Here is a 20,163-nt window from a genome sequence, read left to right as displayed (position 1 = left end):
GAGGTGAATTTACATGCCTTATGTACCCGTACCCAAAGACTTAACGAAAGTCAAGACCAAGCTGGCGTTCAACCTGACGAAGCGCCAGCTTATCTGTTTCAGCCTGGCCGCATTGGTCGGGCTGCCGGTATACTTCCTTACCCGCGGCGCTGTCGGTAACTCGGCGGCGGTGCTAATGATGATCGGGCTTATGATGCCCTTTTTCTTTTTCGCCATGTATGAGCGGGATGGGCAGTCGGCGGAGAAACTTCTGAAAAACAGGCTCCGCTATAAGCTCTGGCCGAAGAAACGGCCATACCGGACGGAAAATTTGTATAAATCCATGTCAGAGAAGGAGGTTATGAGGATTGCCAAAAACCAGACAGCAGGAGGCCCAGGAAAAGCGCCTGCAAAGAAACATCAGGCAGGCAAAAAAGGCCAGGGCAGACGCAAAAACAGGCGGGCGTAATGCTTCCCGCATAAAGCCGTCCAGGAAAGGCGGCTTTTTCAGTGGGCTTAAATCGGACGCCCCGCAGACGGTCCAGCAGAGCATTCCCTATAAGGAAATGTACCGGGATGGGATCTGCCGGCTGACGGATAAGCTCTACACCAAGACGGTGCAGTTTTTTGACATTAACTACCAGCTCGCACAGGCGGATGACAAGGCGCAGATTTTTGAGGGCTACTGTGATTTCCTCAATTATTTTGACGCTTCGATCCATGTGCAGCTTACCTTCATCAACCAGCGTGCAAATATGCAGGATTTCGCCCGCAGTATCGACATCCCCATCCGCGGCGACGAATATGACGGAATCCGCAGGGAGTATGGGGATATGTTAAAGGGCCAGCTCCAAAAAGGCAACAACGGCCTTACCAAGCGGAAATATATCACTTTCGGCATTGAGGCCGACGACCTTCGCACCGCGAAGATGCGCCTGGAGCGGATCGAGGCCGATGTGCTGGCGAATTTCAAAGCCCTGGGAGCGCATGCAAAGCCACTTAATGGGCTGGAACGCCTGGAGGTTCTTCACAGCCAGCTCCACCCGGACGGGCAGGAAAAGTTTCATTTTGTCTGGGCGGACCTGCCGAAAACCGGGCTTTCCACAAAGGATTTTATTTCGCCCTCCGGCCTGTCGTTCTCAAATGACGGAAAGACTTTCCGGGTAGCCGACCATTCCGGGGCGGTGTCTTTTTTGCAGATTTTAGCGCCGGAGCTGACGGACCGACTGCTGGCGGAGCTCCTTGACCTGGACGACGCCGTGACGGTGAACCTGCATATCCAGTCCATCGACCAGGCCCAGGCGATCAAGAACATCAAGCGCAAAATGTCCGATTTGCAGAAAATGACCATTGAGGAACAGAAGAAAGCGGTCCGCGCCGGGTATGACATGGACATCATACCTACCGACCTTGCCACCTATGGCGAAGAAGCAAAAAATCTCTTACAGGATTTGCAGAGCCGGAATGAGCGGATGTTTTTAGTCACGGTACTGGTGGAGAACATCGCGCCGAAACGCCAGAAGCTGCTGAACGATATTCTGTCTGCCTCCGGCATTGCGCAGAAATATAACTGTGCCCTGAAACGTCTGGACTTCCAGCAGGAGCAGGGCCTTATGTCCTCCCTTGCATTAGGGCTGAACCAGGTTGAGATTGAGCGGGGGCTTACGACCAGCAGCACCGCCATTTTCGTGCCGTTCACGACCTGCGAGCTGTTCCAGGAGGGCGAGGCGCTTTATTATGGCCTGAACGCTTTAAGCAACAACCTGATCATGGCGAACCGCAAGAACTTAAAGAACCCCAACGGCCTGTTCTTAGGCACGCCGGGCAGCGGCAAGTCTTTCTCGGCAAAGCGTGAGATCGTCAATGTGTTCCTTTTAACGGAGGATGACATCATCATTGCAGACCCGGAAAATGAGTACGGGCCTTTAGTACAGCAGTTCGGCGCCCAGGGGCAGGTCATTGATATTTCCCCGACTTCCACCAACTACATCAACCCGATGGACATTAACCTGGACTATTCGGACGATGAAAACCCCATTACGCTGAAAAGCGATTTTATCCTGTCGCTGTGTGACCTTATTATCGGCGGCAAGGAAGGGCTTTCCCCGATTGAGAGGACCATTATTGACCGCTGCACGAGGCTGGTGTACCGGGATTACCTGCAGGACCCCCGCCCGGAGAATATGCCGATCCTGGGAGACCTGTATGAGCTGCTTTTGAAGCAGGCTGAACCGGAGGCACAGAATATCGCTACGGCTTTGGAAATCTATGTCAATGGTTCCCTGAATGTGTTCAATCACCGTTCCAACATTGACATGAACAACCACCGGGTACTCTGCTTCCAGTTAAAGTCTCTGGGGAAAGCACTGAAAGAGATCGGCCTTCTCATTATGCAGGATGCCGTGTGGAACCGTGTCACGGCCAACCGTTCCAAGCATAAGACGACCTGGTTCTATATTGATGAATTCCATCTCCTTTTGAAAGGACAGACCGGAAGTTTCAGCGTGGAAATCTGGAAACGGTTCAGGAAATGGGGCGGCATACCGAGCGGCCTGACGCAGAACGTGAAGGACCTGCTGGCCTCCCGTGAGATCGAGAATATCTTTGAGAACTCGGATTTTATCTACATGCTGAACCAGGCCCAGGGGGACCGGCAGATTCTGGCGAAGCAGCTGGGGATTTCCCCGCACCAGCTTTCCTATGTGACCCATTCCGGCCCCGGCGAGGGGCTTCTGTTCTTCGGGAATGTGATTATCCCCTTTGTCGATCATTTTCCGAAGGATACCCTGCTGTACAGCGTACTTACAACACGGCCTGATGAAGTGGCGGGGACGAAGGCATGAGGAAACAAAAATACCCTGAAAGCGATTGGAGGTGAGGGCAATGGCGCGTGACAGGAATTTTCAGAGGAAACAGAAAGATGCCCGGATGCCGGCGCGGGATTCCCACGGGGAGGACCGCATGGCGGCCCGGCAGGGAGAGCCGGATTATGACCTGCGCCGGGCAAGGGACGCCCCTTCTTCCGGCACTTCAAGGAACCGCAGGCAGGCGGCGCCGGTGCAGACGGAAACTTATGGATCAGATATATTTGCCGGTTGCGAAAACAGTGATACGGCAGCACAGGATTCCCCTACCCAGGTTTTTCCCGGACAGGAACCAACTGGATCAGAACCATATGTGCCAGAAACCAGGCGGGGCAGCCAAGGACAGGGCAATGCTGCTTACAGGGATTCCAGGCAGGAGGATTTCAGCCAGGGGAGCCCAGGGAGGCGCAATGCCGCTTACCAGAATTTCAAGCAGGAAGAACCCAGACAAGCAGATTTCAGCCAGGAGAGCCCAGGGAGGCGCAATGTCGCTTACCAGAATTTCAGGCAGGAAGAACCCAGGCGGGCGGATTCCAGCCAGGAGAGCCCAGGGAGGCGCAATGCCGCTTACCAGAATTTCAGGCAGGAAGAACCCAGGCAGGCGGATTCCGGCCAGGAAAATCCCGGACAGACAGCTTTTGCAGAACACGGTCCGAAAGGTACGGATTCCCGGTATGGGAAACTATTTCAGGAAGGAGCCGGGGCACAGAAAGGGGAAGAAAAATCCGGCCAGGCAGGACACTGGAACCGGACACGGCAGCATGGTAATAAATACCAACAGCGCTTTCAGGAGGCGGCAAAAGCCGGGGAACCTCAGGAGAAACCGCCGGAGGCAGCCGAAGGAGAACCAAAACGGCCTTCCAAGCTGGAATTTACCGCTGACGAACTCCCACCGGAAACAGCGGATAAGAAGCTCACGAAAGCCCGACGGAAGGCAGAACGGACAGCGGAAAAACTGGAACAGGCGGAAAACCGCCTTCCTGCCCGCCGTAAGTTGCGGATGGAAACATCTTCTGATCCCGATACGGGCAAGGCCAAAAAGCGCCTGAAATTTGAAAAGGAGGTGAAATCCCAGCGGGCCCATGTCAAGGGTCCCGTTCCGATGCGCCCGGTAAAGGCCGGCGCAAATATGGCGGTGGGTTACGCCCATAAAAAGATTTACCAGGCAGAGAATGAAAATGTCGGCATTAAAGCGGCCCACCGCACCGAGCTTGTAAGCGAATCGGGGCTGCGTATGGCATATCACAGGCATAAGACGGCGCCGTACCGCAGGGTGGCAAAATTACAGCAGAGATCAGCCAGGGCCAATGCCCGGCTTGCCTACCGGCAGACCCTGCATGACAGCCCGGAACTGAAGAAAAACCTTCTTGCCCGGATGTGGCAGAAACAAAAGATAAAACGCCAGTATGCCAAAGCAGCCAGAGAAGCGAAAAAAGCGGGAAAGCGTGCAAAGAACACCGCCGTTACCACGGAAAAGATCGCTGCCGGCGTGGTCCATGCCGTCAGGCGCCACCCGGTCATATGCGGGATCGTGCTCCTGCTCCTTTTGGTATTTTTCCTGATCGCGTCCCTGATTTCTTCCTTTTCCAACCTGGGGGCCGGAGGGCTGGGCAGCCTTGCAGCCTCTACCTATCTGGCGGACGATGCGGACATCAACAATGCGGAGCTTGCTTATACCGAGTGGGAAACGGACCTGCAGATGCAGATTAACCGTGTGGAATCGGACCGGCCCGGCTATGACGAGTACCGCTATAATATCGGCCCCATTGAGCATGATCCCTATGTCTTAATGGGGTACCTCACTTCTGCCTATCAGAATTTTACCTATGCGCAGATCGAGGGTGTCCTCCGGGAGCTGTTTAACGGGCAGTATTCCCTGTCTTTTTCAGAAGAAACGGAAACCCGCTACCGGACAGAAACCAGCGTTGACCCGGAGACCGGCGAGGAAACAGAGGAAGAAGTGCCTTATGAGTGGCACATCCTGAATGTAACGCTTACTTCTACGCCGCTTGAAAACCTGGTTGTTTCACGCATGAACCCAGACCAGAAGGAAATCTGCGAGATTCTGTTGCAGACCAAAGGCAACCGGCAGTATGTGAAAAATGTATTTGGCACGAACTGGCTGCCCTATGTCACCAGCTACTACGGCTACCGGGTACACCCGATCAGCGGGGGAAAGAACTACCATACCGGCGTTGACATCGGGATGCCCCAGGGCACGGAGATTTTAGCCGGGCATGACGGCACGGTCACGCTGGCCGGTGAAGCCGGCGGATACGGCCTGTGCGTTGCCATTGAGGGCGAGGCTTATGAGGGGCGCTCCCTTACCACCAAATACGGCCACTGTTCACAGATTTTTGTATCTGCCGGACAGGAGGTAAAGGCCGGGGATGTGATCGCGAAGGTCGGCAGCACCGGAAATTCCACCGGGCCGCACCTGCACCTGGAGGTGCTGGTTGACGGCCAGTATATGAACCCGTTGTATTTTGCCGATACCGGCGATACCAGCGAGCGGCATTTACCGGAGGCAGGCGCAGGCGGCGGAGGGAACTATTTTGACTATGACGTCCCGCCGGAGGCCCTTGCAGATGAAAAATTTGCCGCCATGCTCGCGGAGGCCGAAAAGTATTTAGGCTATCCGTATGTATGGGGAGGCGCAAGCCCTTCCACTTCCTTTGACTGTTCCGGCTATGTTTCCTGGGTAGTCAACCATTGCGGCGTGGGCTGGAACTTCGGACGGCTTACCGCAGACGGGCTTTTAGGCGTGTGCACGCCTGTATCAAGCGCGGATGCAAGGCCCGGCGACCTGATATTCTTCCAGGGCACCTACAATACCAGCGGCGCAAGCCATGTGGGAATCTATGTGGGCAACGGGATGATGATCCACTGCGGGGACCCGATCTCCTACGCAAATATCAACACAAGCTACTGGCAGCAGCATTTTTATACATTCGGGCGTCTGCCCTGACAGATTGGTGTCCAGTGACAATTAAGTTTGATAATTTTGCAATAAAGATTGATAATTTACAACTTTGTTTGATAAAAACGGCTTCACAAAGGAATTAACAATTATGATTGATAAAACTCAAAGAAAATGACAATTAAAGTTGATAAAAACGGAGATTTCGTGGCACTTAAAGGAGCATGGTTCTTATTTTGCTTCTTTATTTTTCTGCAACATGGCTTCGTGATATTAAGTTTTGGAGTAAATTATCAAACTTAATTGTAATTATGGAGCTTATTATTATCAAACTGTTTTGCAAAAAGACAGATTGGAGGTAATAAATTGAACCCTAAGATTGAGAAACTGGAGAAAGAGATCGACAAGACAAAAACAAAGATTGCGGAGATGCAGGCCAAGCTCCGCGACCTGGAAAAGCAGAAAACGGAGCTGGAGAATACCGATTATGTGGCGATTGCCCGCAGCTTCCATCTGACACCCCAGCAGCTGGCCGAATTTCTGAAATCGCAGCAGTCCGCCCCGTCCGGGGATGGCCCGCTGCAGAAACAGGAGGATAAGAATGAGGACTAAAAAAATCTCTCTGCTACTGGCGCTTATGCTTGTCATAAGCGCCATATCTTTGCCCCTGACGGCTTATGCAGCCGGGGACAAAGATACCACGCCGCCCGAACTTACGGCTTCCCTGGACGGCGACACGCTGAAAATAGAAAGCAGCGACGATAATTCCGGCGTGGAGGCGGTCTTTGTGGACGGGAACCGTATCAATTCCCTAACCAATGGGGCGGCTTCCGTCACCTTAAAGGATTATGCCGGCACGGAAAAGCAGGTAAGCGTGTACGCCCAGGACTATGCCGGGAACCGCTCAAAGACCGTGAAGTTTGAGAATCCCTATTATGAGGAACCGGCGCCCACGGAAAAACCTGCGGCTGCAACACAGCAGAACCAGGGCGGCACGGCGGCAAAACCTGTGCAGGCCCAGGCTGCTTCCCCTGGCAGCACAAACAGCAATGCCGGGAACAGCAATTCCGGGAACGGTTCTAATACAGGTACGAATACGGGCGCCAATGGCGGCGGTAATACAGCCTCCGGCACAAACGGCGGCAGCCCCGATTCCCAGGAGGAAACGGAATCCGCTTCCGCTATCCCGGACGGCGCGTTTACCCCGGAGGGCACCGGCACGGTGTTAGATACGGCCACCGGGGAAGATGGGGATAAACAGTTTTACACCATCACCTCCGAGGACGGGAATGTGTTCTATCTGATTATTGACGGAAAGCGGGACGGCAACAACGTCTACTTCCTGAACGGCGTTACCGAGGCTGACCTGATGGCGCTGGCGGAAAAGAGCGAGGACACCATGAGTGCGATCCCGGCAGAGGATGTCTGCACCTGTACGGAGAAATGCGCAGCCGGGGAAGTTGATACCGCCTGCCCGGTCTGCAAGAATGACCTGAAAGGCTGTGCCGGGAAGGAAAAACCTGCGGAAACGGAGGAACCCGCGCAGGCCGAGCAGCCAAAAAAAGACAAGGGCAGCGCCGGCACGATCATTTTTATTATCATTGCCCTGCTTGCAGCAGGAGGCGTTGGCTATTATGTGAAGATCGTCCGTCCGAAACAACAGGCAGAGGATGACGAAGATTTCGAGGATGACGGGTACGGCGAAGGCTTTGACCCGGATGAGGCTTACGGCGAGACGGAATTTCTCTCCGAGGACGATTTTGACGACAGGGACAGCGAATAAAGCTGTCCTTTACTATTTTAAGAAAGCGAGGATATTACATGGAGAAAACAACAATCCATCACCGTAGCGGCCTAAAGCGGCTGCTGGCATTTCTTCTCTGCGCAGTATGCGTCTTTGGGCTGATCCCTACTCAGGCGTTTGCGTTTTCGCCGGGACAGAAAGCAAGCTCCTGGCTGGGCGATCAATATGTGGGGTCTGACGGGCAGCATTATTATGCGCCGGCGCCTTACACCTACCTTGTCTACAATTCTGACGGGACGATGGATGTGCGCAGCAGTCCCGGGGGCAACGCTTACCGGCATTATATGCTGACAGCTTCGGACGGGAGCAGCCAGCAGGTCTATTGTGTGGAGAGCGGCATTGCCTATAACACTTCTGACAATACCTATACATCGGAAAGCGGCACGAACAGCAATTACTTGAACCTCCTTCCGGCAGAAGCACGCCGGGGCATTACCCTGACGGCGATCTACGGCTGGAAACCCGGCGCTTCCCTCCCTGTGTCCGGCATTAACGAGGATGATTATAAAATGGCGACGCAGATCATCCTCTGGGAATACCAGCAGCAGCTCCGCAGCGACCCTTACAGCCGGCATGGGAACGGCCAGGCAAATGCAGACCAGTATTTCAGCGTGATTGCCGGACGTCCTGCGGAAAAAGCCTACAACTGGATTCTTTCACAGGTCGCCTCCCATTCCACGGTCCCCTCCTTTACTTCCACGAAGAAAAGTGAAGCCCCGGAGCTGGAGCTGAAATGGGACACGGAGAAAAAAGTCTATACCCTGACCGTCACGGACACCAATAACCTGAAAATCGATCTGGAGACCCTGAAAGGCAGCGGCGTTTCCGCCACAAGGAGCGGGAACAAGTACACGTTCACCAGCAAGAACATGATCATGGACCCTGTCACCTTTGAATTCCGAAAGGATATTCCGGTTGCTAACGACATGCTGATCTGGGGGAGGCCGGGTTACCAGACCATGATGACCGGCGCCAGCGACCCGGTCTCCTTCTTTGTAAAGATCAAGACCGAGACCTACGGCACCGCAAAGATTGTCAAGACCAGCGAGGACGGCATTGTGTCCGGGATTCCTTTCCAAATCTCCGGCACGGACATCCTGGGGAACAAGGTGGATGAAACCGTCACTACCGGGGAAAACGGGCAGATCAAGGAAAAGCTGCTGCCCGGCACCTATCTGGTGAAGGAGCTGCCGGTGGACCGCTATGTGACCCCTTCCGCGCAGTATGTCACCATTGAAAGCGGCCAGACCGCCACGGTGCATTTCAGCAATATCCTGAAAAAATTCCGTGCCCATGTGGTAAAGAGTGACGCAGATACCGGCGCCGCCCAGGGCGACGCCACCCTTGCAGGGGCAGTTTACGGGATTTATAGCAACGGCGAGCTGGTAGACACCTACACTACCGGGCCGGACGGCAGCTTTATGACCCGGTACTATGTCTGCGGCGATAACTGGACCGTGCGGGAGATCGAGCCGAGCACCGGCTACCTCTTAAACGATACGGTCTATGAGGTGGGCGCTTCCCCCACGCTTTATGAAGTGGAGCTGAACACCACCGAGAACCAGGTCACGGAAACGGTCATTTACGGAAACATCCAGCTTGTGAAGCATACGGAGGACCTGGACCCGGATGTGTCCGGGGATGAAAATACGGACGAGCCCAATGAGGGCGTCATTGAGCGCCCGGAGGCCGGCGCAGTTTTTGAGGTCTATCTGAAAGCGGCTGGCAGCTATGACGCAGCGAAGGAAAGCGAGCGTGACCTGCTCACCACGGACGGGGACGGCTTCGCTTCCTCCAAAATGCTCCCCTACGGACATTACACGGTGCATCAGGTTTCCGGCGAGGAAGGGAAGGCATTTATCCCGGATTTTACGGTCTTTGTTTCCTCCAACGGACAGACTTACAGCTATATCCTGAATAACCGTACCATTACCGCAAGGCTGCGTGTGGAGAAATGCGATGCGGAGACCGGCAATATTATCCCGATGACGGGCACCGGCTTCCAGATCAGGGATTTGTCCACCGGGGAACTTGTCACCCAGGAAATCTACTACCCGAACCCGGAAACCCTTGATACCTTCTATGTTTCGGATGAAGGCTGGCTGATGCTGCCGGAGCCTCTGCACACCGGAGATTATGAATTGTATGAGGTGGCGGCGCCCTACGGTTATGTGCTTTCCAGTGAGCCGGTGCCGTTTACCATTGACGGCAGCGAGTCGGTTGTCACGGTCACACAGCACAATATGCCGCAGAAGGGGCAGCTTACCATTACCAAGACCGGCGAGGTATTCGCTTCCGTCCAGGAGAACGGCGGCCTGTACCAGCCGGTGTATGAGGTCATGGGGCTTCCGGGCGCAGTCTATGACGTGATCGCGGATGAAGATATTTATACCGGCGACGGTACGCTCAGGGCGGCAAAGGATGCCGTCGTGGAGACCCTTACCACCGGGGAGGATGGAACGGCACAGAGCGGGCTTTTGTACCTGGGCCGTTACCGTCTGGAGGAACGCCAGGCGCCGGAGGGGATGGTCTTAAACACCCAGCCGGAATACGCGGAGCTTACTTATGCGGGGGAAACCGTGGAAGTGACACATGCCGCAGCCGGCCTCTATGACGAGCGCCAGAAGGTGGCGGTAAGCCTGTCTAAAGCGCTGGAAACGGACGAGCTTTTCGGGCTCGGCATGAACGAGGAATACAAAGACATTTCTTTCGGGCTGTATGCTTCCGCTGATCTGACGGCCCTTGACGGCAGCGTGATCCCGGCAGGCGGGCTTCTGGAGGTGGTTTCCATTGACCCGAATGAGGCGGGCGGCTATGGCGCTTCCTTTGCCTCCGACCTGCCTTTTGGCAGCTACTATGTGAAGGAGCGTACCACAAACAGCGCTTATATCCTCCCTGATACGGAATATCCGGTTGTTTTTGAATATGCCGGCCAGGAGGCGGCGCTGGTGCAGGTTCTTGTAAATGAGGGCGGGGCGGTTCCCAATGACCTGCTGCGCGGGCGTGTGGACGGCGTGAAAACCGGCGAAAACCCGGATGGCGGCGAGGATGTGAAGCTGGCCGGCGCGGTCATGGGATTATTTAAGCCTGATACCGAGGAATTTACCGGGGAAAATGCGCTGCTTACCGTTACTACTGGCGAGGATGGCAGCTTTGTCTTTGAGAATATCCCTTACGGCCACTGGATCGTAAAGGAAATTTCCTCTCCGGCGCTTTATACGGTAAGCCCCGAACAGCACCATATCTATATCGGTGTGGATGGCCAGAGCATAAAGATTAAGGTGGAAAACACCCTGATCCGGGGCAGCGTGCAGGTGATGAAAACCGAAGCGGTAGACGAGCCTTCTTCCGTGGAGAAAAAGGACAAGGATAACAACACCTTCCTGCGTTTCCTCTCCGGCGCGGTGTTCGATCTGTATGAGGACGCCAACGGCAATAAGGAATTTGATTCCGAAGATACGAAGATCGGCACACTGAAAGAATCGGATGCGGGCTACCATACGGCGGAGAACCTTCTGGCAAAGGGCTATTTTGTGAAGGAAAGCAAGGCGCCGGAGGGCTACCAGATGGATGAAAACGCCTACTATTTTGAGATCACCGAGGACGGCCAGGTGGCCGTTGTGGAAAACAGCGAGGCCGGGTGCGGCTTTACCAATGAGGCGTACCGCGGGAACCTGAAGATCACGAAGGATTCCAGTGACGGGCGCAAGGATGGGTTTGCTTTTGAGGTCAAGAATGCGGACGGCTCCTATTGTGAGACCTTTACCTCCCCGAAATCCGGCGTGATCGAAGTCAAGGGGCTGCGTGTCGGCATTTATACCGTAACGGAAATCTCCAACCGGGCAAGCAGGGACTATATCATCCCCGACGCTGCCACGGTGGAGGTCAAGGCGGACGAAACCGCAATGGTCCAGTTCTTCAATGAAAAACCGGAGAAACCGGAAACGCCGGACAGCCCGGACAATCCGAAAACACCGTCCAACCCATCCACTCCGTCCACACCGTCCAATCCGGGCAAAGCGGTACCGCAGACCGGGGACGATAATTTTATCTTCCTGTATGGCGGGCTCCTGGCGCTGTCTGTGATCGGCGGCGGGCTGTCTGCTGCGGCCTATTTCAAAAAGGGAAAGCACGGCAGAAATACCGCCAGGACAAAGGCTGCCGGCATTGCGGTACTTTCCCTCTGCGGGTTGCTGGCTCTTGGCAGCGGTTTCCTGATCGTCCGCGACCTCAGCCAGTATGCCGAGAGCGCCGGAACTTATGACGGGCTGGCGGAACATGTGGAAGTGCCGGAGCAGGCCGGGGAGCCGGAAGAACCGGGGGCAGAGGAAGAAACAGGCAGGGAGGATTCCAGTGCGGTCCTCCCTGTTGTTGACTTTGAAGCCCTCAGGGAAAACGGGCCGGACATCATCGGGTGGCTCAGCCTTCCCGATACGGCCATCAACTACCCGGTAACGCAGACAGACAATAACGAGTATTACCTGCACCATCTGTATGACGGCACCTATAACAAGGTGGGCTGCCTGTTTGCAGACTATGAGAATCAGGCGGATTTTTCAGACCGCAATACCATTATCTACGGCCACAACATGCGGGACGGCTCCATGTTCGCCGCGCTGAATGAATATGGCGGACAGGGCTATTATGACGGGCACCCGCAGATGTACCTTGTCACCCCTGACGGCGGTTATGTGATGGAGGTTTTCTCTGCATTTGAGGCGAAACCGGCGGAATCCGGCAGCGACACCTCCCCCTGGAGGCTTAGCTGGAAGGATGACGGGGCCTACACCACATGGCTTTCTGAAATGGCAGGCCGCTCCGTCATTGAGACCGATGTTACGGTGACTTCCAGTGACAAGGTGCTGACCCTTTCCACCTGTACGCCCGGAGGTAAGAGCCGCTTTATCGTCATTGGAAAGCTGGCGGCTGTAAACGATTAACAGGAATATTGGAAATCGGTGCGGGGGCTGTCTGCTCCCGCACCTGCTATATAGGAGGATTTTTCTATGGTGAATACCATTGTTTCGATACCCGGCTACGTCCATCTGTACCGCTCCCTTCTGCGGTTCTATGATATGCCGGAGAATGAGGTCCGGGAAATGCTCTATCTTCTGAACACGGCAAACCTGGACTGCTACGAGTATTACCACCCGGAACGTGACGTGATCCAGAGCGGGCCGGTGGCCTTTAGCGGCTGGCTGGAGCATGAGGATTACCGCCCTTACCGGACGGAGGTACAGCTTTATAAATCCCTGCTGTTCTTAAAGCGCAGCATTGACCGGGACCTGATCGTGACCTCACAGCGGGAGGCGCTGCAGACGCTGCGGTGTATCATTTCCAACCTGGAATACCGCTTCTACAAGGCGTATGGCATGGAAATCGAGGACAAGCGGACCGTGTACGGGGAATGTACCTACCACCTGGTCCCCAGGGAGGACGAACCCAGCGTGTGCCTGATGCACGACTGGATTTATCTGCCGAGCGCCTGAAATGCAGCGGATAAGAAATATAATGCGCATTTTGTTTCAAGTAAAACTGTCCCGGCTTCTATACAGTATTCGGGACAATCCATTTTTCAAAGGAGGGATGCCATATCACACAACAGGAAGTCAATGCCGTATTTGACGAGCAGGTGCGGCTCTGTGCCGACACATTGCAAAAGAAAACGAAGGAATATACCGGGGACGATACAGACCGGCTGGGGGCTTTTAAGGCGGCGGCAGCCTTGCAGCACACCACGCCGGAGCGCGCCCTTGCCGGGATGCTGGCGAAGCATATCGTTTCCCTGTATGACATGTGCTTTGACAATGATACGGATTACGGGATAAGTACATGGGATGAAAAGATCACAGACAGCCTCAACTATCTGTTCTTACTGAAAGCCATTGTAAAGGAGGGACATACCGATCAGACGGATTGAAGTAAAAATATTAAACTGCCAGGCGGCCAGGGAGGCCGAGAAAAACATGGTCTTTGCCGCCCGGCTCACCCAGAGGGGCCACCGGATTGCCACAATGGACGATCTGATGGCCCTTTATGAAAAATCGTTCAGTGATGATACTGTGGCGGCCATCAGCGCCCTTCCCCACCCGACGGTCCAGAAATTTGCGGTAATTACCATTGCCGTTGTAGGGGCAAGCAGGCGGTTCCTTTCGCAGATCACCCGGCACCAGAACGAAGTAAAGTTTATGAGCGCGTCTTTGCAGTACAGCAATTATGCAGGGCAGGCGGATTTTGCCATACCCTACGAAGTATTGGCTGCGCCTGCTTCTGTCCGGGCACTCTACCTGGAAAGCTGTCACAAGGGCATGGATTGCTATGAGCAGCTATGTAATGTCGGCGTCGGCCATGACGCGGCGGGATATGCCACACCCCAGGGGCTTCGGAATGTGCTGGTTATCAGCGCCACGCCCTATCAGTGGAAACACATCATCGGCCAGCGGGTATGCCAGCGCAATACGGACGAGACCCGGATCGTGCTCCTGAAAATCTGGCAGGAGCTTTATACTTTAAGCCCGGTGCTGTTTGCCCCTGATCTCACAGGCCCTTTCTGCCAACAGGACAAATGCCTGGAGGGGAAAATGACCTGCGGCAGAAAAATAGACGCGGATATGACGCCGGAGGATATTCTGAAAACGGACTATCCGGCGCTTTTGGAAGGAGGCGGCGCATGAAGATCAAATTGATCGACTTTGGCGTGCCGGAGGACCGCCGCCCTTTCCGTCCGCATGGGAACGATGCCGGCGCGGATGTTTACATGCCCTATGACTGTACTTTGCAGCCGGGCGAGATCGCAAAGGTCCCTCTTGGATTTGGGATTGAAGTGCCGGACGGATATGCAGGCTATGTATTCCCGCGCACCAGCATGGCGGTAAAAGGGCTGGTCTGTGAGCTGCCGCCGGTGGATTCCGGCTACCGTGGGGAGATTCACGCGATCATCAGCAATGTAAGCAGCCAGACCCAGGAGCTTTCCAAAGGCTCCCGCGTGGGCCAGCTTGTAATTACTCCGGTTGTGATCGCAGATTTTGTTACAGAGCTTGGCGAGCAGCGCGGCACAGATGGGTTTGGAAGTACAGGAAAATAAAAAAGTGACATTCCGGGAGTGATTCTTGGCTTATCGCCGGTAGTGGGATTGGGCATATCGGGGGGATTGCAGGATAAAATAAAAGAAAGGCAGCAAAAAGCGGCCAGCACCGTGGCCGCTTATTTTCTGCTATTGAGTTCTTTCATAATCCCTAGGATATAAGAAAGTGACCTGGAATCCAGTTTTTTTGCCTCTGCAATAAATTCCTGCAAGGCTTGCGGGGCCGGGTTCCCCTCGTCAAAAAATTCCTGGGGCGTCACGCCCAGATATTCACAGATGTAAAGGAAGGACTGCATGGAGGGAAGGGACTTTTTGTTTTCAATGTTGTTAATGTAGTTATTTGCCTGTCCCAATGACAATGACATATCGCGTGCAGACACGCCTTTTTGAGTCCGCAGCTTTGCCAGCCGTTCCGGGACGAAATTTTCATACATTGCCTTTACCTCCTATTCCGTAATAGATTGTACCTTACACCCTGTCCTTATTCGCAAAATAAAAAAGGGTATTTGCGTTGAAACGCTAAAATAAATCTATTATAATTTGAGAAATAAAGAATAATAACTATCGGATGGAGGAAAAGAAGATGGAAGGAAAGACATGCTGTGTCACCGGGCACAGGAATTTACCGCAGAAAGAGATTAACCATGTAAAAGCGGCCCTGCGGCGTGAAATTGATTCTGCCGTTGCGGACGGGTTTACCCGCTTTATGAGCGGCTTTGCGGACGGCGTGGACCAGTATTTTGCAGAGATCGTACTGGAAAAGAAAAAGACGAATCCGGCGCTGGAGCTGATCGCGGTTGTTCCCTACCAAAAGCGCCTGGACAACCTGATGGAGAAAGGGCGGACCTATGAAATGCTGGAGGCATGTGCGGATGTTGTCGTCATGCAGGAGAAATGCCACCCCAGCGTTTATTCCCACCGGAACCGCTACATGGTTGAGCACTCGGACCGGGTGATCGCCGTGTATGACGGGAGGGAAAAAGGCGGCACGGTCAGGACGATCCGGTTTGCGCACCAGATGAAAAAAGAGCTGCGTGAAATCCCGGTCGGGGAGATACATTTACTTTAGCACCGAGATTGATGGATAAATCTCTGTATTCGTGCTATAATTTTATAATGTGAAAGAAAAATTGAAAGTTGTGGAGATGCATGATGAAGAATAAAGACATTGTAAAATATTTCTATGAAGTAATTGTTTCAGAAAATTTACTTGATGAACTTTCTAAATACATATCAGAGGATTGCGTGCAGAGAGCTGGCGAAAAAGAAATTTTCATAGGAATAGACGGAATGAAGCAACATCTTGTAGCACTTAAAAAAACGTATCCCGATTACACCATGAAAATTATTCGCCAATATGCAGCAGATGATTATGTTATTTCAGAATTTATTATGAGGGGAACGCACAAAGGAAAATTTATTGGAATAACACCTACGAATAAGGTTTTGGAAATTACAGGGGTGGATATTGATAAAGTCATAGACGGAAAAATCGTTGAACATGGCGGTGCTACGAATACCTTTGAAACCTTTTTTGAACATCATTTGATTAAACCTGTATAAATACAAATTCCAGTTGTAGAATTGAACAAACCGGAATTTGCAGAGGAGAGTGACTATGCTTTTGGTAATAGAATGTATGATTACTTGTATAATTTTTGCAGTAATTGTATTGTCTACACAGTATAAAGACCCAGTTAAATATATTATGTCTTACCCTCCAGAAATTAGAAAAAGAGTAGAGTCTTTGCCAGAATATAAAAATTCTATAAAAAGGACTGAAAAAAAACACATATTAAAGAAACTCATTGCTGTCTTTGTATGTATTACACTTTTTTCAGCAGTCGCCTATTTTTCAGGAGCTAAAACTTTTCAAAGAGCGTTTTTACATGTGTTTATCTTATTCCTTGCGGTTAATCTCTTTGATGTAATTGTGCTTGATATTGGCGTGTTCTGTCATAGTAAAAAATTAAGAATAGCTGGAACAGAAGATATGGATAAAGAATACAAAAATTATTTATTCCATGTTAAAGGCGGTATTAAGGGAATTATACTGGGAGTTGTGATTTCTCTTTTATCTTCGTGCATTATTTACATCGTATCTATTATATAAATCGGAATTTTTTGTAGAGGTGATATTATGAAAAAAGTAATTTTATATATTCACGGAAAAGGTGGAAGCCATTTGGAAGCTGAACAGTACAAGAAAAATTGTTTGGGTTCTGATATGATTGGCATAGAGTACAATGACTATCTTCCGTGGATTGTGCAAAATCAAATTCAATCGGTTTATGACAAGGTTTGCGAAAGATATGACTGTATTTATTTGATTGCAAACAGTATAGGCGCTTATTTTGCAATGCACACATTGCAAGATTGTGATATTGCAAAGGCTTTATTTATATCGCCTGTACTTGACATGGAACGTCTTATACTTGACATGATGAGTTGGGCAAATGTATCAGAGAAGGATTTGCGTGAGAAGGGAGAAATCCCTACGGATTTTGGGGAAACATTATCGTGGAAATATTTATGCTTTGTTAGGGAAAATCCTATAATATGGAATGTTCCCACAGAAATTCTATATGCAGAAAATGATAACCTCATATCTCGCCAAACAGTAAATGAATTTATTAGTAATCACAATACACATCTTACTGTAATGGAAAATGGGGAGCATTGGTTTCATACAGATGAACAACTTGCCTTTTTAGATAGTTGGATGAAAAAGGCAATAGGATAAATTCCAGTTTATGGCATTGATGGTATTGTTGATTTTGCCGTAAACATATAATTTACTTAAATAATTGAATATCTGAAATTAAGAGCGAAGGCTATAAATGTCCTCGCTCTTTTTTATACCAAAAAGGAGGCGATTTTTATGTGGAACATGATTACACACTTTCTTACATTCACAGGAGGGATGTCTGCCGGCGTTGTGCTGATGTGCCTTTTGCAGACGGGAAAGCAGGCGGACGAAGAATTTGAGGAAATGCAAAGGAGGTCTGGACATTGAAGTTAGTAATTGCAGAAAAGCCCTCCGTCGCCATATCGCTGGCGGCGGTCCTGGGCGCGAATGAGAAAAAAGACGGCTACATGGAGGGCGGCGGTTATCTGGTAAGCTGGTGCGTGGGGCACCTTCTGGAGCTTGCGCAGCCGGAGGCTTACGGAGAACAGTATGCCAGATGGCGTTATGGCGATCTGCCGATCCTGCCGGAAGAATGGAAATACGGAGTGCCGAAGGATAAGAAAAAGCAGCTTGACCTTCTGTGCCGGCTGATGAAAGACAAACGGGTGGATTCTGTGGTGTGTGGTACCGATGCCGGACGTGAGGGCGAGCTGATCTTCCGTCTTGTCTATCAATATGCCGGATGCAGCAAACCAATGGAACGCCTCTGGATTTCCAGTATGGAGGATGCGGCAATCCGGGACGGCTTTGAACACTTGCGCCCTGGCAGCGACTACGATAAGCTCTATGACGCGGCGGTCTGCCGGGCCGGGGCTGACTGGCTGATCGGCATTAACGCCACCCGGCTTTTCTCCGTCCTGTATGGCACGACGCTGAATGTGGGGCGGGTAATGTCGCCAACGCTGGCGCTTTTGGTACGGCGGGAGGCGGATATTCAGGCATTTACAAGCAGCCCCTTTTATGTGCCGGAAATCACCTGCGGCGGCTTTACTGCCTCCGGCGAAAAGCTGCCGGATAAGGCGGGGGCTGAAAAAATCCGTATGGAAAGTGACGGGCAGGCTGCTTCGGTGCTGTCCGTGGAAAAGCAGGCCAAGACGGTACAGCCGCCCCGCCTGTACGATCTGACAACCTTACAGCGGGAATGTAACCGCATTTATGGTTATACGGCTCAGCAGACCCTTGACTATGTGCAGTCGCTTTATGAGAAAAAACTGGCGACCTATCCCCGGACAGACAGCCAGTATCTGACGGAGGATATGCAGGCAACCGCCGCTTCCCTGGTCCTCTGGCTGCGGGGCAATATGCCCTTTGGGAAGGGCTGTGCCGGGGAACCGGATATTGGCCGTGTGACGGATGGCAGCAAAGTGACCGACCATCACGCGATTATCCCTACGGTGGAGATTGCCCGGACGGATTTATCGGAGCTTCCTTCCGGGGAGCGGGATGTACTGACGCTGATCGCCGCAAGGCTCCTTTCTGCCACGGCCCAGGTCCACCGGTTTGAGGCGGTAACGGCGGTTCTGGACTGCCGGGGCCATTCCTTCACGGCAAAGGGAAAAGCCGTGCTGCAGACAGGATGGAAGGAAGTGGAACGCCTTCACCGCATGGGCCTGAAACAGTCTAAGACGGAAGAAAAAGAAAGTGAAGATGCTGCCCTGCCTCCGCTGCAGGAGAGCCAGACCTTTGAAAAGGTGTCTGCCGGCGTCCGGGAAGGCAAGACCTCCCCGCCGAAGCACTATACGGAGGATTCCCTTCTGGCGGCTATGGAAACGGCGGGCGCCGGGGATATGCCGGAGGATGCCGAGCGCAAAGGTTTAGGTACGCCGGCTACCCGTGCCGCCACGCTGGAAAAGCTGGTATCTGCCGGTTTTGTGCAGCGGAAGAAAAAGCAGCTTATCCCCACGGAAAAAGGCACGAACCTGATTTTGGTCCTGCCGGATAACATCAAATCGCCCATGCTCACCGCAGAATGGGAATCCATGCTGAAACAGGTGGAGCGCGGCGGGGTCCCGGCAAAAGACTTCATGGATGGGATTGCAGATATGATCCGGGCGCTCGTCAGAGAACATGCCGCGCCGGAGGAACGGTTTGCCGGGCTGTTCCCGGATGCGAAAGAAAACGGGCGTGAAGCTGTCGGCACCTGTCCCCGCTGCGGCGGCACTGTGTATGAGGGCAAAAAAGGATTCTTCTGTGATAACCGGGACTGCTCCTTTGCGCTGTGGAAAGAAAATAAGTTCTTTTCCGGCAAGAAAAAAACCATAACAAAGCCTGTGGCGGCGGCCCTTCTGAAAGAGGGCCGCGTTTCCGTGTCCGGGCTTTACAGCGAAAAGACGGGAAATACCTATGACGCGGTGGTGCTGCTGGATGATACAGGGGGAAAATATGTGAATTTCAGGCTGGAATTTCCGGCGAAGAAAGGCAGGGGGAAATGAGCGGGCCGCCCTCACGGGAATTAACCAGACAGGAACGTGCGGCAATCCGAAGGCTGGTAACAGACCTTTGCGCGAACTATGACAGCCAGGATAAGCTCTGCCGTTCTTTGGACTGTCCCTGTTATATGCTGCATAAATGGTGGACCGGCTCTTTCTGCCGCTACTTTCGGGAGGCGGTGCTGCCGACGGACCCGGCGCTGGAATCTGCCATTACCGGCGAGGACACTTCCCTGAAACAGAAAACCTGCCCGGTCTGCGGCAGGGCATATCTTCCCACCACCAGCCAGGCATATTGTTCGGATTCCTGCCGCGCCTTTGCCAGACGGAAATCCGAGCGGGAACGCAAGCGCCGGATCAGGCAGAACCAGAGGTAATATGTCCGCAACTTAAC

At 52.6% G+C, this 20,163-nt stretch carries 18 protein-coding genes; 17 read left to right on the top strand and 1 reads right to left on the bottom strand.

Annotated features, from left to right (window positions below; all coding sequences use genetic code 11):
• The first annotated feature begins 13 nt into the window (after positions 1–13).
• The 10 genes from VSQ62_RS21960 to VSQ62_RS21915 all read left to right on the top strand — a co-directional run bounded on the left by VSQ62_RS21960 (position 14) and on the right by VSQ62_RS21915 (position 14,651).
• A complete protein-coding gene (locus VSQ62_RS21960; RefSeq protein WP_160275310.1) occupies positions 14–448 on the top strand; it encodes a PrgI family protein in 435 nt (144 codons plus the stop codon).
• Between the two features lie 10 nt (positions 449–458).
• Positions 459–2,822, top strand: a complete 2,364-nt coding sequence (locus VSQ62_RS21955) for a VirB4-like conjugal transfer ATPase, CD1110 family (RefSeq protein WP_350339935.1) — start codon at positions 459–461, stop codon at positions 2,820–2,822.
• Positions 2,823–2,862: 40 nt separating this feature from the next.
• Positions 2,863–5,811: a CD1108 family mobile element protein gene (locus VSQ62_RS21950; RefSeq protein WP_132226451.1), complete on the top strand. Its 2,949-nt coding sequence runs from the start codon at positions 2,863–2,865 to the stop codon at positions 5,809–5,811.
• 318 nt (positions 5,812–6,129) lie between these two features.
• A complete protein-coding gene (locus tag VSQ62_RS21945; RefSeq protein ID WP_004056054.1) occupies positions 6,130–6,375 on the top strand; it encodes a DUF4315 family protein in 246 nt (81 codons plus the stop codon).
• Positions 6,365–7,546, top strand: coding sequence for a DUF4366 domain-containing protein (locus VSQ62_RS21940; RefSeq protein WP_135975253.1), 1,182 nt, complete (start codon positions 6,365–6,367; stop codon positions 7,544–7,546). The genes VSQ62_RS21945 and VSQ62_RS21940 overlap by 11 nt, the downstream gene beginning before the upstream one ends.
• A 38-nt stretch (positions 7,547–7,584) precedes the next feature.
• Positions 7,585–12,507 (top strand): class B sortase, encoded by a 4,923-nt coding sequence (srtB, locus tag VSQ62_RS21935; RefSeq protein ID WP_334636881.1) that lies wholly within the window; start codon positions 7,585–7,587, stop codon positions 12,505–12,507.
• Between the two features lie 66 nt (positions 12,508–12,573).
• A complete protein-coding gene (locus tag VSQ62_RS21930; protein ID WP_016219330.1) occupies positions 12,574–13,056 on the top strand; it encodes a hypothetical protein in 483 nt (160 codons plus the stop codon).
• 104 nt (positions 13,057–13,160) lie between these two features.
• Positions 13,161–13,487, top strand: a complete 327-nt coding sequence (locus VSQ62_RS21925; protein WP_168354736.1) for a hypothetical protein — start codon at positions 13,161–13,163, stop codon at positions 13,485–13,487.
• A gap of 46 nt (positions 13,488–13,533) precedes the next feature.
• On the top strand, positions 13,534–14,241 hold the full coding sequence (locus tag VSQ62_RS21920) for an FAD-dependent thymidylate synthase (protein WP_160275158.1): 708 nt from the start codon (positions 13,534–13,536) through the stop codon (positions 14,239–14,241).
• On the top strand, positions 14,238–14,651 hold the full coding sequence (locus VSQ62_RS21915; RefSeq protein ID WP_004083327.1) for a dUTP diphosphatase: 414 nt from the start codon (positions 14,238–14,240) through the stop codon (positions 14,649–14,651). The genes VSQ62_RS21920 and VSQ62_RS21915 overlap by 4 nt, the downstream gene beginning before the upstream one ends.
• A 119-nt stretch (positions 14,652–14,770) precedes the next feature.
• On the opposite strand, the gene VSQ62_RS21910 is transcribed toward VSQ62_RS21915, so the two are convergent.
• Positions 14,771–15,085, bottom strand: coding sequence for a helix-turn-helix domain-containing protein (locus tag VSQ62_RS21910; RefSeq protein ID WP_016219333.1), 315 nt, complete (start codon positions 15,083–15,085; stop codon positions 14,771–14,773).
• A 149-nt stretch (positions 15,086–15,234) separates the two neighbouring features.
• Here VSQ62_RS21910 and VSQ62_RS21905 point away from each other — a divergent pair, with 149 nt between their 5' ends.
• The 7 genes from VSQ62_RS21905 (at position 15,235) to VSQ62_RS21875 (ending at position 20,146) form a co-directional block, all read left to right on the top strand.
• Entirely contained in the window at positions 15,235–15,720 is a 486-nt protein-coding gene (locus VSQ62_RS21905) for an SLOG family protein (RefSeq protein WP_135975244.1), read from the top strand.
• A gap of 83 nt (positions 15,721–15,803) precedes the next feature.
• Positions 15,804–16,214 (top strand): ester cyclase, encoded by a 411-nt coding sequence (locus VSQ62_RS21900; RefSeq protein WP_016217318.1) that lies wholly within the window; start codon positions 15,804–15,806, stop codon positions 16,212–16,214.
• A 55-nt stretch (positions 16,215–16,269) separates the two neighbouring features.
• A complete protein-coding gene (locus VSQ62_RS21895; protein ID WP_016217317.1) occupies positions 16,270–16,764 on the top strand; it encodes a hypothetical protein in 495 nt (164 codons plus the stop codon).
• Between the two features lie 27 nt (positions 16,765–16,791).
• On the top strand, positions 16,792–17,394 hold the full coding sequence (locus VSQ62_RS21890) for an alpha/beta hydrolase (protein WP_135975242.1): 603 nt from the start codon (positions 16,792–16,794) through the stop codon (positions 17,392–17,394).
• A 138-nt stretch (positions 17,395–17,532) separates the two neighbouring features.
• Positions 17,533–17,667 (top strand): DUF3789 domain-containing protein, encoded by a 135-nt coding sequence (locus VSQ62_RS21885; RefSeq protein ID WP_016217315.1) that lies wholly within the window; start codon positions 17,533–17,535, stop codon positions 17,665–17,667.
• Complete coding sequence (locus VSQ62_RS21880) at positions 17,664–19,772, top strand: DNA topoisomerase 3 (protein WP_334636879.1); 2,109 nt, start codon at positions 17,664–17,666, stop codon at positions 19,770–19,772. Before VSQ62_RS21885 ends, VSQ62_RS21880 begins: the two co-directional genes overlap by 4 nt.
• Complete coding sequence (locus tag VSQ62_RS21875) at positions 19,769–20,146, top strand: cysteine-rich VLP protein (protein ID WP_160275157.1); 378 nt, start codon at positions 19,769–19,771, stop codon at positions 20,144–20,146. Before VSQ62_RS21880 ends, VSQ62_RS21875 begins: the two co-directional genes overlap by 4 nt.
• The last annotated feature ends 17 nt before the right edge of the window (positions 20,147–20,163 follow it).

The sequence above is a fragment of the Sporofaciens sp. JLR.KK001 genome, assembly GCF_036941055.1.
Classification (GTDB): domain Bacteria; phylum Bacillota; class Clostridia; order Lachnospirales; family Lachnospiraceae; genus Sporofaciens.
This window is presented reverse-complemented; position numbering and strand designations above follow the sequence as displayed.